Origin of the sequence: Pseudomonas sp. AN3A02 (genome assembly GCF_011765255.1) — a bacterium.
Taxonomy (GTDB): Bacteria; Pseudomonadota; Gammaproteobacteria; order Pseudomonadales; family Pseudomonadaceae; genus Aquipseudomonas.
In genome coordinates this window covers 50,892-64,452 of sequence record NZ_JAARNI010000014.1, presented here as the reverse complement: position 1 = coordinate 64,452, position 13,561 = coordinate 50,892, and the positions used below count along the sequence as shown (strand labels likewise).

The following is a 13,561-nucleotide window of genomic DNA, read 5'->3' as shown; positions in this document are numbered from 1 at the left end:
GCGGGCTTGCTCGCGAAAGCGGTGTGCCAGTTGATGCATATGCTGGCTGAACCACCGCATTCGCGAGCAAGCCCGCTCCCACATTTGATCTTCATTGTCAGGCGGGATTCTGTGCCCGCAGCCGCTCGGCAGCACTGCGCAGCAACTGCTCCGTCCCGTCCCAGCCCAGGCAGCCGTCGGTGATCGACACGCCGTACTTCATCGACGGGCTCAACGGCTGGCAGCCTTCGAACAGGTGGCTTTCGATCATCATGCCGATCAGCGCCGTGTCGCCCTGCAAGCGTTGCTCCAGCACATCGTTGAACACTGCCGGTTGGCGCAGCGGGTCTTTGCCGCTGTTGGCGTGGCTGCAGTCGACCATGATCCGCGGTGCGACTTTGCTCTTGGCCAGGTCGGCATGTACCTGGGCCACGCTCTGGCGATCGTAGTTCGGCCCGCGGTGGCCGCCGCGCAATACCACATGGGTATCGGGATTGCCCGGGGTCTGGATGATCGCCGGATGGCCTTGGCTGTCGACACCGAAGTGGCGGTGCGGGTGAGCGGCGGAACGCATGGCATCACAGGCGATGGCGACGCCGCCGTCGGTGCCGTTCTTGAAGCCCACGGGCATGCCGAGGCCGCTGGCCATTTCGCGGTGGATCTGCGATTCGGTGGTGCGCGCGCCAATGGCGACCCAGCTCAGCAGGTCATCGAAGTAGCCGGCAGCCATCGGTTGCAGCAGCTCGGTGGCCACCGGCAGGCCCAGGCGCAGCATTTCACGCATCAGCTCCCGAGACAGGCTCAGGCCCGCGGCCATGTCGTCGCTGCCATCCAGGCGTGGGTCGTAGGCCAGGCCTTTCCAGCCGATGGTGGTGCGGGGTTTTTCGACGTAGGCGCGGATCACCAGCAGCATCTGGTCACTGACTTCATGGGCCAGTTTTTTCAGGTTGCGGGCGTATTCCATGGCCGATTCCGGGTCGTGGATCGAGCACGGGCCGACGATCACCAGCAGGCGTGAGTCTTCGCCCTTGAGAATGGCGCGCACGGCTTGGCGATGGGCGTGGATCTGTTCGTTGAGGAACGGGCTCAGGGGCAGTTGGTGCTTGAGCTCCAGGGCACTGGGCAAACGCTGGGTCAGCGCTTCATTGGCGCAGGACAAGGTAGAAACAGGCAGAGCGGCGATCGAGGAGTTCATATTCGGGCTTCCTGGGCAAGCGGCGGGCTGTTCCCGCGCGCTTTGCCCTACTGGGGTGTTCGACAATTGGCCGTATTGGCTACGTGTGTTGGCTTGCCACCAATAGGTGACCGATCGGAGGCGGCAGGCTGTCCCGAACGGAGCTTGCTAAATCGCCAGGCGGTGGAGGTGTCGTAGCGGTAATAGGTGGCGTAGTTCATGTCGTGAGTCCTTTAAGTGTTCGGTGTGTGGCAAAAATAATTAAGGGCTGAAAAAACAAAACCCCCGGTCGGGGAGCCGACCGGGGGTTAGATTTCTCTGGTAGGCGACCCCTTGAGTAGTGGGCGCCGATTTCAGGTATCAGGCGCGCCAGTGGCTAAACCAATACCCAAAATAAAAGCTGACCAGTGCGCTCAAACCGCTCACACGGGCAGCCACGACCGAGCGCTGGGCGCTGGCAGCAGGGCAAACCTGAATGTGGGTGAGTTGCAACATGGTGTGTCTCCAAATGATGGGCGGAGCTTAACTGAGGCGAGCGGGTGGATTCAATCAGTAATTTCTATGGAGCTTGGGTACTTACGGCTATGACCCAAGTGCCGATATGCTGCACCGACTTAACGATGATTGCCTGGATGCGACCATGACTGCCTTGACGATTGCTGCTGCCCAATCCATTTCCATTGCAGGCGATGTGCCCGGCAATATCGCTCGTCACCTGGCCTTCATGCGTGTTGCGGCGGAGCACGCTGTGCAGTTGCTGGTGTTTCCGGAACTGTCCCTGACGGGATATGAACCCTCCCTGGCCGCCGGGCTGGCGATTGCGCCGGACGATGAAGTACTGGCGCCGCTGCGGGAGATGGCTCGTGAGTTGCGCATTACAGCAGTGGTGGGCATGCCGATTCGTCTGGGCGCGGCGAAAGAGGTGTTGATCGGCGCGCTGGTACTGGAGCCGGGTGGCTCGGTGTCGGTCTATACCAAGCAGCATTTGCATCCCGGTGAAGAAGCGGCCTTTGTTGCGGGGCAGGGCGGGGCGGCCCTTGAGTGGGGTGACGACCGGATTGCCCTGGCGGTATGCGCAGACTTCTCCCACGCCAGCCATCCACGGCAGGCAGCCGAGGCCGGGGCGAATATCTACGCTGCGGGTGTGCTGATCAGCGAGGACGGCTACGCGCCTGATACGACGTTGCTTCAGGGCTACGCCGCCGAGCACCAAATGCTGGTACTGATGGCCAACCACGGCGGCCCAACCGGTGGCTGGACCTGCGCCGGACGTAGCGCCATCTGGGGCGCTGACGGCGGCTTGATCGCAGCCGCCCCGGGTGTGGGCGATTCGCTGGTGATTGCACGTCGCAGCACCGCTGGCCAGTGGTCCGGGGACCAGGTGGCGATTTAGGGAGCGCAGGCACATGGCGTTTCAACTACAGGCCGCAACCAGCCAACACTTGGCATTCGCCCGAACCCTGACCCATCAGGCCATGGGCAGCTATTATCGCCAATACGACTTGTCGTGGTCCGATGCCGGGTTCGATACCGCCTGGGCGGGTCGGGAAAACTGGCTGATCTGTCGCGATAGCGAGGTGATGGGTTTTATCAGCCTTAGTCGTGACCCGAAGGCGCTGTATATCCGCGAACTGCACATTCTTGAGGCGTTTCGTCATCAAGGAGCGGGCGGCTGGGTTATCGAGCAGATGGTGTACAAGGCGCGCGCGGAAGGTCTGGGTCTTTTACGGTTGACCGTTTTCAAGACCAACCCGGCGCGAAGGCTTTACCAGCGCAAGGGCCTGGAAATCGTTGGCGCGGAGGATAGCTTCTGGCGCATGGAGCGCAATTGCCGGACGTGATCAGGCGTGAGTACTGTCAATTTGAGGAAAACAGGCACTTGGTTTTAATAAGCGCATACTGACTTCAAGAGGTGAGTTCCTGATCTTGCCTCGCGGTTTCGTCCTCAACCGGAATGATCCCGTCCTTCATGCCCAACAGGACCGCCACCTTGTGGGCTTCTCCCCGTCGTCCCTTTTTGCGCCCAGCGAGCACTTGATAAGTGGTTGCCGGGTCCACGCCATTTTCCCGGGCGAACGCTTGAACAGACTTACCTTGATGTTCCAGCCAAGCCTTGGCTTGTGCAGCAGTGCGAATACCGGGCATAGTTCAAAACCGTTCAAGTTTGTGTAAAACGAGATGAGTGTGTCACCTCTAGGGGTGTGCCAAATAGGATCATACATCCAAATGAGTGGAATCGGTTTCCGGTTAAGGCAAGAAAGAGAGCGACTTGGCCTGTCGCAGAAAACTTTTGGTGAAATAGGAGGTGTAGAGGCTAACGCACAGGGTAAATATGAAAATGGCGGACGCGCGCCCAAGGCTGATTACTTGTCCCGCGTGGCAGAAAGAGGTGTCGATATCCTGTACGTGTTGACCGGTACTCCGACGCCGACCCAAATGGAAAATCTGAGCCAAGTCGAAGAAAAAGTACTGGGCAACTACCGTGCGATGTTCAAGGAAGACCAGGATGCAATCCATCGCCTGACTTCAACCCTGGCCGAGCTTTCAATCTCCACTAATGGAAAAAACAGGTCATCCGCCCCGGATTCCTGACCTTTTACCCAGGAAATTGAGCCGCCCGCCATTCGGCGGCGGCCCGTTGTGCATTGAAACTCTATATATATGACGCTTGCAGCTAGGTCTGCGCCTTGGTTTTTTGCTAAGGTGTTCAGCAACCTATAAGACCATATCGCGAGGTGTCTGCTTGATTAGGGTGCTAGTAGTCGATGACCATGATCTCGTTCGTACAGGCATTACACGAATGCTGGCTGACATCGATGGCCTGCAAGTAGTCGGCCAGGCCGAGTCAGGGGAGGAGTCCCTGATCAAGGCCCGGGAGTTGAAGCCCGACGTGGTTTTGATGGACGTCAAGATGCCCGGGATCGGCGGTCTTGGCGCCACTACAAAGTTATTGCGCAGCCATCCGGATATCAAAGTCGTGGTAGTTACCGTGTGTGAGGAAGATCCGTTTCCTACACGGCTGCTACAAGCGGGCGCTGCCGGCTATCTGACAAAAGGCGCGGGCTTGGCGGAAATGGTCCAGGCCATTCGCCTGGTGTTTGCCGGCCAACGCTACATCAGCCCGCAGATTGCCCAGCAGTTGGCGATCAAGTCGTTCCAGCCTACCAGTGACTCGCCGTTCGATGCGCTGTCGGAGCGGGAAATCCAGATCGCCTTGATGATTGTCGGGTGTCAAAAAGTCCAGTCGATCTCCGACAAGCTGTGCCTGTCGCCGAAAACCGTGAACACCTACCGTTATCGGATTTTCGAAAAGCTTTCCATCAGCAGCGATGTTGAATTGACCTTGCTGGCGGTCCGCCACGGCATGGTAGATGCCAGCGCCTGAAATGACAGCTCCTGAAATAAAGGTCCAATTCGATCCGAGTGCGTTCCTTGCAACCTGCAGTGGCCGTCCCGGCGTGTATCGCATGTTTGACAGCGAAGCGCGCCTGCTCTATGTCGGTAAAGCCAAGAACCTGAAGAGCCGCCTGGCGAGTTACTTCCGCAAGACCGGCCTGGCAACTAAGACGGCGGCACTGGTGGCGCGTATCGCCCAGGTGGAAACCACCATCACCGCCAATGAAACCGAGGCGCTGCTGCTTGAGCAGACGCTGATCAAGGAATGGCGGCCGCCCTACAACATCCTGCTGCGTGACGATAAGTCCTACCCGTACGTGTTTCTCTCGGACGGCGACTTTCCGCGCCTGAGCATCCATCGCGGTGCCAAGAAGCAGAAGGGCAAGTATTTCGGGCCTTATCCCAGTGCTGGCGCCATTCGCGAAAGCCTGAGCCTGCTGCAAAAGGCGTTTTTCGTGCGCCAGTGCGAAGACAGTTTCTACAAGAACCGCAATCGTCCGTGCCTGCAGTACCAGATCAAACGCTGCAAGGCGCCGTGCGTGGGTCTTGTCGAGCCTGCGGAATACGCCGAGGACGTGCGTCACTCGGTGATGTTCCTCGAGGGCCGCAGCAACGCCCTGGCCGATGAACTGTCCGGCGCCATGGAGCAAGCGGCGAGCACCCTGGATTTCGAGCGCGCCGCCGAACTGCGCGACCAGATCTCCCTGCTGCGCCGCGTGCAGGACCAGCAAAGCATGGACGGTGGTACCGGCGACGTTGACGTCATCGCGGCTTTCGTCAACCCGGGCGGCGCCTGCGTGCACCTGATCAGCGTGCGCGGCGGCCGGGTGCTGGGCAGCAAGAACTTCTTCCCCCAGACCGGTATAGAAGAGGAGGTCGCCGAAGTCATGGCGGCGTTCCTCGGCCAGTACTACGTCAGCAGCCCTGAGCGCGACCTGCCGAGTGAGCTGATCGTCAACGTGGTGCACGAGGACTTCCCGGCACTGATCGAAGCGATTCACGGACTGCGCGGCCGCGAGCTGGACATCAGCCACCGCGTGCGCGGCACCCGTGCCCGCTGGCAGCAACTGGCCGTGACCAACGCCGAACAGGCCTTGGGTGCACGCTTGGCCAACCGCCAGCACGTCGCCGCACGGTTTGACGCCTTGGCCGAAGTGCTTAACCTCGACGAGCCGCCCCAGCGCCTCGAGTGCTACGACATCAGCCACTCCAGCGGCGAAGCCACCGTGGCCTCCTGCGTGGTGTTCGGGCCGGAAGGGCCGATCAAGTCCGATTACCGGCGCTACAACATCGAAGGCGTCACCCCGGGCGATGACTATGCCGCCATGCATCAGGCCCTGACCCGGCGCTTCAGCAAACTGAAGGACGGCGAGGGCAAACTGCCGGACATCCTGTTGGTGGACGGTGGCAAGGGCCAGCTGTCCATGGCCCGCGACGTGCTCAACGAACTGGCGGTGCCCGACCTGATCCTGCTCGGCGTGGCCAAGGGTGCCACCCGCAAGGCCGGTTTTGAAACCTTGTACTTGAATGATGCAGCCCATGAGTTCACTTTGAAGGGTGACTCCCCGGCGCTGCATCTTATCCAGCAGATCCGCGACGAAGCCCACCGTTTCGCCATCACCGGCCACCGCGCCCGACGTGGCAAAACCCGGCGTACCTCAACCCTGGAAGGGGTGGCGGGGGTCGGGCCAACGCGGCGGCGGGACTTGTTAAAACATTTTGGTGGCTTGCAGGAGCTGTCCCGTGCCAGCATCGAAGAAATAGCCAAAGCTCCCGGTATCAGTAAAAAGCTCGCAGAGTTGATTTATGCAAATCTGCACAGCGAGTAGAATGCCTTCTCACCTCGTAGCCAGTTGTGCCGATGAATATCCCTAATCTGATCACCGTTCTACGCGTCCTGCTCATTCCGATTTTCATTTTGCTGTTTTACCTGCCGTACGAATGGAGTTACATGGCATCCAGTTCGGTCTTCGCCTTTGCGGCTGCCACCGACTGGCTGGACGGCTACCTGGCCCGCCGCCTGGAGCAGAGCACGCCGTTTGGCGCGTTCCTGGACCCGGTGGCCGACAAGCTGATGGTAGCGGTCGCCCTGGTATTGCTGGTGCAGGAACACGGCAACCTCTGGCTGACCTTGCCGGCGGCCGTGATCATCGGTCGCGAGATCGTCGTATCCGCGCTGCGGGAATGGATGGCCGAAATCGGCGCTCGTGCCCATGTGGCCGTGTCCAACATGGGCAAATGGAAAACTGCGGCGCAGATGCTTGCCCTGGTGATCCTGCTGGCCAACCCGTCGGACTTCTCCTTCTGGGTATTGCTGGGCTATGCCTTGCTGCTGGTCGCCGCAGGCCTGACCTTGTGGTCCATGCTGCAATATTTACGCGCTGCTTGGCCGCATCTGCGCACCGAGGTTGAAAAGAAATAAAACTTTTTTGAATCAAGGGGTTGACGGGTGATGAGGATTCTATAGAATGCGCATCACCAAGACGCGGGAATAGCTCAGTTGGTAGAGCACGACCTTGCCAAGGTCGGGGTCGCGAGTTCGAGTCTCGTTTCCCGCTCCAAACACAAAGAAAAAGCCACTCTAACGAGTGGCTTTTTTTTGCCTGTGATTTAAGGAATAGACGCTTCGGCGTCTTTTTTCGTTTCTGCGCAAAACTACTTAAATCCAGGGCGATCCGGTACGTTTAAGTATGGTTTTGGGTACCGTCTAATGAAGGGTCGCCAGAGCACACTCCTATCCAGGTTTCCAGGTCCGCTGCGCTCATAGGCTTTGCTATCAGGTAGCCCTGCGCTTCGGAACACCCCCACTGTATTAAGAGGTCGAGGATTTCCTGGTTTTCTACGCCTTCGGCAACGACGCGGTAGCCGAGCCCCTTCGCCAGGCCTATCAGGGTTTTAACCAGTTGCTTGTCATTTTGATTGGTGCCCAGTCCGCTGATCAGTGATTGATCAAGCTTGACGCTAGTGGCCGGTAGTTCCTTCAAATACGCCCAGTTACTGTAGCCCGTGCCGAAATCATCAACGGCAACCTCTACGCCAAACTTACGAACCCGTTCCAGCTGCCGAATGACTTCTTCAGGGTTGGTCATCAGCATGCTTTCGGTAAACTCAAGTTCAAAGCTGGCCGGGTCCAGGCCGTACGTTTGAATTTCATGAATCATCGCGTCTACGAACTCTGAACTCTCCAGATCGCTGACAGTGATATTCATCGCTATCCGCAGGAGCAGACCTTGCGCTTTCCAAACAACCGTTTGCCGGATGATTGCGTTGAGCACCCATAATCCAACGGAGGGTATCAGGGCGGTTTTTTCAGCCAAGGGTATGAATTCAGCAGGGCTGATGGGGCCAAGCAACGGATGGGTCCACCGTAACAATGCCTCTACCGAATGACAGCTTCCGGAAGGCAGTTTGATTTTGGGTTGATACACCAGGCTGAACTGTTTGTCGGACTTGACCGCCTCCGGCAAAGAACTCAACAACATGAAAGCGCGTTGTTGAGCGGCATCAAAATGAGGTTTATAGAGAGACCATCCCAGCTTGCGGTCACGCGCCTCATCTGCTGCGCTGACCAGCAGGCGCAGCCAGTCTTGCTGCCCTGAGCCATGAATAGGCAGGACGCCAATCCCCACTTGCATGAGTATGGGGATGCCGTGGCATTCAACCGGCTTTTTGAAGTCCGTCAGAATACTTGTGCAGATGTGCTCGGTGGTTTGTTCCTCCTCAAGGATGAAGCCAAACCGGGTCGGGCTTATTTTGTAAAGCAGGCACCGCGCGGGTAAGAGTGTTTGCAGGCGAGATTTGATCGCCAGGACCAGGTCTCCCGCAAAGCTATATCCCAGGGCCTTTACGATATCGTTGAGGAACTTTGGCGAGGTAATGTCAATTGCATACACACGGCACGGTTTTTTAAGCTTCAGCGCTTGACGTATATCCTCTTCAAGCCTGAGTCGATTAAACAGCCCCGTGGGTTGGTCTATAAAGTTGCGAGACCGCATGCCCTGTATGCGCATCATCACCAGCTCGGCGAAGCCGTTGAGCATCGCACTGTCACGCTCATTCATGGGGGGGCGGGAGACGGTGTCAATGATGCAGAGACTTCCCAGTGTAAAACCATCCTCCGTGGTCAACGGCGCGCCCGCGTAATAACGAATATGCGGCGGCCCTGTTACCAGGGGGTTGTGTTTGAAACGGGCATCCAGCGTCGCGTCCATCACCTCCAGCAGGGAATTGTCCAGCGTAGAGTAGGCGCAAAAAGAGACTTCTCGCGGTGTCTGCGTTTCTGTCAGTCCCACGCGTGCTTTGAACCATTGCCGGTGTTTATCGACAATTGAAATCAGTGCGATGGGGGCATTGAAGTATGCAGACGCCATCTCGACGATTTTTTCAAAGACGTCATCGTAGTCGCTGTCGGGTGGACAAAATTTCGCGACCTCTTTTAGCCGTTCAACTTCATTCGGCGGAATAGGAGCGCCTTCGCCCATGACAATCCTCGGAGTGGCTAAGTTCGTACAACAAAGTATCAGACAGTGCCATCATTATGATGTTATTTTTTCTATGCACCAGATAGCGCAAACGTATGCATCCGGGCGGCCACTCCCGGCAAACCTGCTCCCAGGGCATCGTGGTGCCAGGCATTTCCCCGCGTCTAGTTCACCCGGGGGGCTGCCTTGATGGCCATGTACTCATCCTTGACCGCCTCAAAACCATATTTCTCTTCAAGCCGTTTGACGATGAAGTGCCCCCGCGCCATGTCCTGATAGAAGTGGGTGAACAGCGTATTGATGGTCGCCCCGGTAAAGGCGCCCATCACGGGAACGGCCTGCGCCGCGAACTTGCTGGAAATGGTAAAGCCAAACTGGGTCGCGACCTTATCGATCAGGATCGCCAGCCATTTGCCAGCTTGCCCCGGGGACAAGGTGCTGATGGCCTTGGAACCCTGCTTGGCGGCGATCCCCGCCAGTTCCTTCGACAGTTGTTGCATGGCCTGGGTAGTGAAGCTGCGGGTCATGTAGTAACCCGTCTCCGTCGCATCGTCGGCCTGGCGGTTGCCGCCCATGGCAAACACCTCAATACACGCCTGCTTGGTCGCAAAGTCCCCCAGGTCAAAACCTTCGCTGCGCGCCACATCGGCGACCGCGCGCATCATGATGGTGGTGGAGATCGGCAGTTCGACAAACAGCGCCGCAAAACCGAAGGCCCCACCGATAGCGCCCGAGGTCGCCGCGAAGGCTTTGTGCAGCCGGGTCGAGGCCGGTTTTTTCGGGCTGTTCTCCAGGCTCTTCAGCGCCGCGCCGGCGGAGGAGTGCAGCGCCGCCGCCACGGCGCCGTTGATCCTTTTTGAAACCACCCCCGGCAATGCCTTCACCGCGCTTTCAATCGGTGAGCCGATCATGCCGGACAGCCTCGCTGTCAGGGAGGGTGACTCCAGCAGGCCGACGGCCCGCTTGAGTGCCTGGTAGTCCTCGGCGTTGTCTCTGATGCTCACAGGCGTCTCCATGAAGTTTTCCGGTTCTCATAAAACAAAGACACGCGAGGCGGGCCATCGTGCCGTCACGCTTTGCCCAGTATTGACCTGCGCACGTGCTTCGTTCGCCAGCGGGTCGTTTGGCGGTCAGTCATCTTGAACTCGGCTTTTTTTGTCAGGCTCGCGCGGGCAGCGATGGATTCGCTACTATGTGGTTCACCCGAACCCCGTCCGCCGTACCCGTTGGAGCCTCGAATGCCAAGCCAGAAGGACATCACCGCCGAGAGCGGCGCACCGATGATTCCTGATCAGCGCCGTGAGCTGATACTGCGTCAACTGCGCAAGCACCAAGTGCTGAGTGTTCATCAGTTGATGGAGATGTTCGATTGCTCGCACATGACCGTGCGGCGCGACATTGCGTTGCTGGAGCAGGAAGGCCGGGCGTATTCGGTCACCGGCGGGGTACGCATTGCCAGCCAGCTTCACAGCGAGCCGAGCCATCAGCTCAAGGCCGTGGTGGAGTTGCCGCAGAAACAGGCCATGGCCAGGCTTGCCGCGCGCTTGCTGCGTGCGGACATGACGGTTTACCTGGACGCAGGCACCAGTACGCTGGAGATCGTGCCTTACATCAAGGCACTCGCCGGCATGACCGTGGTGACCAACGACTTCGGCGTGGTACAGGCGCTGATGGACGCCCCGCAGGTGACGGTGATTCACACGGGCGGGCAGTTGGATCACTCCAACCATTCGTGTGTCGGCGGGCTTGCAGTGGCCACCCTGCGCCAGGTGGTCACCGACATCGCCTTTATCTCCACCAGTTCCTGGGACCTGCGACGCGGGATAACCACCCCCTCGGCGTTGAAGGTGGAGGTCAAGCAGGTGGCCATGCAGTCGGCGTCGCAAGTGGTGCTGGTGGCCAGCAGTTCCAAGTACGGCACCTTCAGCATGTACAAGATCGCTGGCCTGGAGCAGTTCGATATCGTCATCAGCGACGCTGCGTTGGCCCCCGCCGCAGCGGACGGCATACGCAAGCAAGGCGTCGAACTGATGTTGCCGTCCGACCTCACGTCTGCCTGACGGGTCTTTTCGGTCTGCTGCGAGCGCTGCGCAGGGCAGGGTAGCGTTGTTTAGCGTGCCTTCCAGTCCCGCAACCATTGCAGGCCGGCCGAGGTGTCGCCCCGCGGTCGGTATTCGCAGCCGATCCAGCCGTCATACCCCAGTTCATCGATCAGCTCAAACAGATAAGGGTAATTCAGCTCCCCGAGGTCCGGTTCATGCCGGTCAGGCACGCCGGCAATCTGGATATGGCCAATGCCACCCATGTCGCGGCGCAGCTTCACGGCCAGGTCGCCCTCGACGATCTGGCAGTGATAGCAGTCGAACTGGACCTTCAGGTTGCGGGCGCCGACCTCCTTGCAGATGGCCTGTGCCTGATCCTGGCGGTTGAGGAAAAACCCCGGCATGTCTCGAGTGTTGATCGGTTCCAGCAGCACTGTAACGCCGGCCTGCGCCGCTTGGGCGGCAGCGTAGGCAAGGTTTTCCAGGTACACGCCATGGTGCTGCGCTCGGTCGCTTTGCGACGGCAGCAAGCCGGCCATCACATGGATGCGGGTATTGCCCAGCACGGCGGCGTACTCCAGCGCCCGGTCGAAGCCGGCGCGAAACTCGTCCTCGCGACCCGGTAAGGTCGCGATGCCGCGCTCGCCCGCCGCCCAGTCACCTGGCGGCGCGTTGAACAGGGCTTGCACCAAGCCGTTGTCGCTCAGGCGTTGCTGAAGTTCCTGCGGACTGTACTCATAGGGAAACAGATACTCCACCGCTTCGAATCCGTCGGCGGCAGCAGCGGCGAAGCGCTCTAGAAACGGACGTTCGGGGTAGAGCATGCTCAGGTTGGCAGCAAAGCGAGGCATGTGAACTCCTTCAGACAAAAGGCCAGATCAACAGGGTGACAAGGAAACCCAGGGTACCCAGGAGGGTGGTGATCACCGTCCAGGTGCGCAGGCCGTCGGCCACATTAAGGCCGGCCAGTTTAGTGAAAATCCAGTAGCCGGCATCGTTGATGTGCGACATCGCCAGCCCGCCACCGCCCATGGCCAGGCACAGCAGGGCCATATGGTTGGGCGTCAGGTTGAGCGTGGCAATCAACGGGCTGATGATACCCGCAGTCGTCACCAGTGCCACGGTGGTCGAACCCTGCACCGCGCGCAGCAGCATGGTCAGCAAAAAGCCCAGCGCCAGCACCGGCAGCCCGGTGGTGCGCAGCAAGTCGGAGACCACCGCACCGATCCCGGTGTCCACCAGCACCTTGCCGAACACGCCGCCGGCACCGGCGATCAGGATAACCATGGCCACGCCAGGCAATGCCGAGCCGATCACATCGGACACCTGGGTACGGCTCCAGCCGCGACGGGAGCCCAACAGCCAGGCACACAGCAAGGTGTCGAGCAGCAGTGCCACCAACGGAGCGCCGAGGACCGTCATGATCGCCCGCAACGTCGACTCGATGGGCAGCAGCGACGTCGCCAGGGTGCCCAGCAGAATCAGGATGATGGGCAACAGGATCAGGCTGACGATCAGCCCGAAACCCGGCGCCGGAGCGGGCGGCAGCTTGGCAACGAGACTGCTGGTGGACTCTTCGAGGCCCATGTGCGCGACGGCGCCAGCCCCCTGTTCGACGTTCTGGGCGTTGCCGTTATGCCAGGCGCGCAGGTCATCGTTGGTCACGTGAGGGCCGTAGACTTCGGCACGGATATCATCGGACATCGGGTAGAAACGCCGCGTCATGCGTCCGGCCACGCGGTAGCCGACGTAGCACAGGAAGGCCGTGAGCGGCAGCCCGAACATCAGCACCCGGCCCAGGTCGGCGCCCAGTTGGCTGGCGGCCGCGACGGCACCTGGATGCGGAGGCAGGAAGGCGTGCACCGTGAGCAGCGCCGCGCACATCGGCAAGGCAAACATCAGCAGCGGTTTGCGGGCACGGCGGGCAACGCCATAGGCCAGCGGCATCAGGATGATCACCCCGACTTCGAAGAACACCGGCACACCGATGATGAAGCCGGCCACCGTCAACGCCAGTGGCGTGCGTCGGTTACCGAAGCGTTCGATCAGGGTTTTCGCCAGCGCCTCGGCGCCACCGGACAACTCGATGATGCGACCGATCATGGCGCCCAGGGCGATGATGATTGCAATATGGCCGAGGGTCTTGCCCATCCCGCCTTCGATGGTGGCGACCAGGTCTGCCGGTTTCACTCCGGCGACCAACGCCACCAGGATGCTCACCAGCATCAGCGCCACAAACGGCTGGAACTTGTACTTGAGGACCAGGAACAGCAGCAGCGCGATCCCAAGGCCGGCGGTTGTCATCAGAATAAGCGGGCTCATAGCATCCACCCTTCGCGCTGAACGTCCGGAAGGTAAGTGCCACTGTAAGGGTCAACACTGCAGTAGGGTTTGATCATGCTGGAATGTCCTGTTGTTTTTATTGTTCAGGCACGCAGTCGCGACAGCGTGGCTGCCTCGTCGCGAAGGCGTGCATCAGGGGCGTTACG

General features: G+C 59.6%; 14 protein-coding genes and 1 tRNA gene. 8 read left to right on the top strand and 7 right to left on the bottom strand.

Annotation, left to right across the window (positions count from 1 at the left end):
• Positions 1-97 precede the first annotated feature (97 nt).
• Together HBJ59_RS29365 and HBJ59_RS31775 are read right to left on the bottom strand one after the other, a co-directional pair.
• Positions 98-1,174 carry a 3-deoxy-7-phosphoheptulonate synthase gene (locus tag HBJ59_RS29365; protein WP_167665575.1) on the bottom strand — a complete coding sequence of 359 codons (1,077 nt, stop codon included), beginning with the start codon at positions 1,172-1,174 and terminating at the stop codon, positions 98-100.
• A gap of 339 nt (positions 1,175-1,513) precedes the next feature.
• The gene (locus tag HBJ59_RS31775; protein WP_017475425.1) at positions 1,514-1,648 is read right to left on the bottom strand and encodes a hypothetical protein; all 135 of its coding nucleotides are present in this window, start codon (positions 1,646-1,648) and stop codon (positions 1,514-1,516) included.
• A 145-nt stretch (positions 1,649-1,793) separates the two neighbouring features.
• On the opposite strand from HBJ59_RS31775, the gene HBJ59_RS29360 reads away from it, so the two are divergent.
• Positions 1,794-2,546, top strand: coding sequence for a carbon-nitrogen hydrolase family protein (locus HBJ59_RS29360; protein ID WP_076016445.1), 753 nt, complete (start codon positions 1,794-1,796; stop codon positions 2,544-2,546).
• Between the two features lie 13 nt (positions 2,547-2,559).
• A complete protein-coding gene (locus HBJ59_RS29355; RefSeq protein ID WP_167665574.1) occupies positions 2,560-2,994 on the top strand; it encodes a GNAT family N-acetyltransferase in 435 nt (144 codons plus the stop codon).
• 64 nt (positions 2,995-3,058) lie between these two features.
• Here HBJ59_RS29355 and HBJ59_RS29350 read toward each other — a convergent pair whose 3' ends face one another.
• Complete coding sequence (locus HBJ59_RS29350) at positions 3,059-3,298, bottom strand: DNA-binding protein (RefSeq protein ID WP_076016416.1); 240 nt, start codon at positions 3,296-3,298, stop codon at positions 3,059-3,061.
• An 81-nt stretch (positions 3,299-3,379) separates the two neighbouring features.
• Between HBJ59_RS29350 and HBJ59_RS29345 the strand changes: the two genes are divergently transcribed.
• The 5 genes from HBJ59_RS29345 to HBJ59_RS29325 all read left to right on the top strand — a co-directional run bounded on the left by HBJ59_RS29345 (position 3,380) and on the right by HBJ59_RS29325 (position 7,110).
• Positions 3,380-3,745 (top strand): helix-turn-helix domain-containing protein, encoded by a 366-nt coding sequence (locus tag HBJ59_RS29345; protein ID WP_076016415.1) that lies wholly within the window; start codon positions 3,380-3,382, stop codon positions 3,743-3,745.
• 151 nt (positions 3,746-3,896) lie between these two features.
• Entirely contained in the window at positions 3,897-4,538 is a 642-nt protein-coding gene (uvrY, locus tag HBJ59_RS29340; protein WP_008436066.1) for a UvrY/SirA/GacA family response regulator transcription factor, read from the top strand.
• A gap of 1 nt (position 4,539) precedes the next feature.
• Positions 4,540-6,378, top strand: coding sequence for an excinuclease ABC subunit UvrC (gene uvrC / locus HBJ59_RS29335; RefSeq protein WP_218586003.1), 1,839 nt, complete (start codon positions 4,540-4,542; stop codon positions 6,376-6,378).
• 32 nt (positions 6,379-6,410) lie between these two features.
• A complete protein-coding gene (gene pgsA, locus HBJ59_RS29330) occupies positions 6,411-6,971 on the top strand; it encodes a CDP-diacylglycerol--glycerol-3-phosphate 3-phosphatidyltransferase (RefSeq protein ID WP_167665573.1) in 561 nt (186 codons plus the stop codon).
• A 63-nt stretch (positions 6,972-7,034) separates the two neighbouring features.
• A tRNA-Gly gene (locus HBJ59_RS29325) sits at positions 7,035-7,110 on the top strand.
• A gap of 123 nt (positions 7,111-7,233) precedes the next feature.
• On the opposite strand, the gene HBJ59_RS29320 is transcribed toward HBJ59_RS29325, so the two are convergent.
• Both HBJ59_RS29320 and HBJ59_RS29315 read right to left on the bottom strand, forming a co-directional pair.
• Positions 7,234-9,030: a GGDEF domain-containing phosphodiesterase gene (locus HBJ59_RS29320; RefSeq protein WP_167665572.1), complete on the bottom strand. Its 1,797-nt coding sequence runs from the start codon at positions 9,028-9,030 to the stop codon at positions 7,234-7,236.
• A 164-nt stretch (positions 9,031-9,194) separates the two neighbouring features.
• Positions 9,195-10,046, bottom strand: coding sequence for an EcsC family protein (locus HBJ59_RS29315; protein WP_076016411.1), 852 nt, complete (start codon positions 10,044-10,046; stop codon positions 9,195-9,197).
• A gap of 222 nt (positions 10,047-10,268) precedes the next feature.
• Between HBJ59_RS29315 and HBJ59_RS29310 the strand changes: the two genes are divergently transcribed.
• On the top strand, positions 10,269-11,090 hold the full coding sequence (locus tag HBJ59_RS29310) for a DeoR/GlpR family DNA-binding transcription regulator (RefSeq protein WP_167665571.1): 822 nt from the start codon (positions 10,269-10,271) through the stop codon (positions 11,088-11,090).
• A gap of 50 nt (positions 11,091-11,140) precedes the next feature.
• Here HBJ59_RS29310 and otnI read toward each other — a convergent pair whose 3' ends face one another.
• On the bottom strand, positions 11,141-11,923 hold the full coding sequence (gene otnI, locus HBJ59_RS29305; protein WP_167665570.1) for a 2-oxo-tetronate isomerase: 783 nt from the start codon (positions 11,921-11,923) through the stop codon (positions 11,141-11,143).
• Positions 11,924-11,933: 10 nt separating this feature from the next.
• Positions 11,934-13,394 (bottom strand): SLC13 family permease, encoded by a 1,461-nt coding sequence (locus HBJ59_RS29300; RefSeq protein ID WP_167665569.1) that lies wholly within the window; start codon positions 13,392-13,394, stop codon positions 11,934-11,936.
• Between the last annotated feature and the right edge of the window lie 167 nt (positions 13,395-13,561).

Excerpts from the sequence above, each read along its gene's own strand:
- HBJ59_RS29300 (WP_167665569.1), bottom strand. The coding sequence starts at position 13,394 with ATGAGCCCGCTTATTCTGATGACAACCGCCGGCCTTGGGATCGCGCTG.
- HBJ59_RS29365 (WP_167665575.1), bottom strand. The coding sequence starts at position 1,174 with ATGAACTCCTCGATCGCCGCTCTGCCTGTTTCTACCTTGTCCTGCGCC.
- pgsA (WP_167665573.1), top strand. The coding sequence starts at position 6,411 with ATGAATATCCCTAATCTGATCACCGTTCTACGCGTCCTGCTCATTCCG.
- HBJ59_RS29360 (WP_076016445.1), top strand. The coding sequence starts at position 1,794 with ATGACTGCCTTGACGATTGCTGCTGCCCAATCCATTTCCATTGCAGGC.
- uvrC (WP_218586003.1), top strand. The coding sequence starts at position 4,540 with ATGACAGCTCCTGAAATAAAGGTCCAATTCGATCCGAGTGCGTTCCTT.
- HBJ59_RS29355 (WP_167665574.1), top strand. The coding sequence starts at position 2,560 with ATGGCGTTTCAACTACAGGCCGCAACCAGCCAACACTTGGCATTCGCC.
- HBJ59_RS29345 (WP_076016415.1), top strand. The coding sequence starts at position 3,380 with ATGAGTGGAATCGGTTTCCGGTTAAGGCAAGAAAGAGAGCGACTTGGC.
- HBJ59_RS29310 (WP_167665571.1), top strand. The coding sequence starts at position 10,269 with ATGCCAAGCCAGAAGGACATCACCGCCGAGAGCGGCGCACCGATGATT.
- otnI (WP_167665570.1), bottom strand. The coding sequence starts at position 11,923 with ATGCCTCGCTTTGCTGCCAACCTGAGCATGCTCTACCCCGAACGTCCG.
- HBJ59_RS29320 (WP_167665572.1), bottom strand. The coding sequence starts at position 9,030 with ATGGGCGAAGGCGCTCCTATTCCGCCGAATGAAGTTGAACGGCTAAAA.
- HBJ59_RS29315 (WP_076016411.1), bottom strand. The coding sequence starts at position 10,046 with ATGGAGACGCCTGTGAGCATCAGAGACAACGCCGAGGACTACCAGGCA.
- HBJ59_RS29350 (WP_076016416.1), bottom strand. The coding sequence starts at position 3,298 with ATGCCCGGTATTCGCACTGCTGCACAAGCCAAGGCTTGGCTGGAACAT.
- HBJ59_RS31775 (WP_017475425.1), bottom strand. The coding sequence starts at position 1,648 with ATGTTGCAACTCACCCACATTCAGGTTTGCCCTGCTGCCAGCGCCCAG.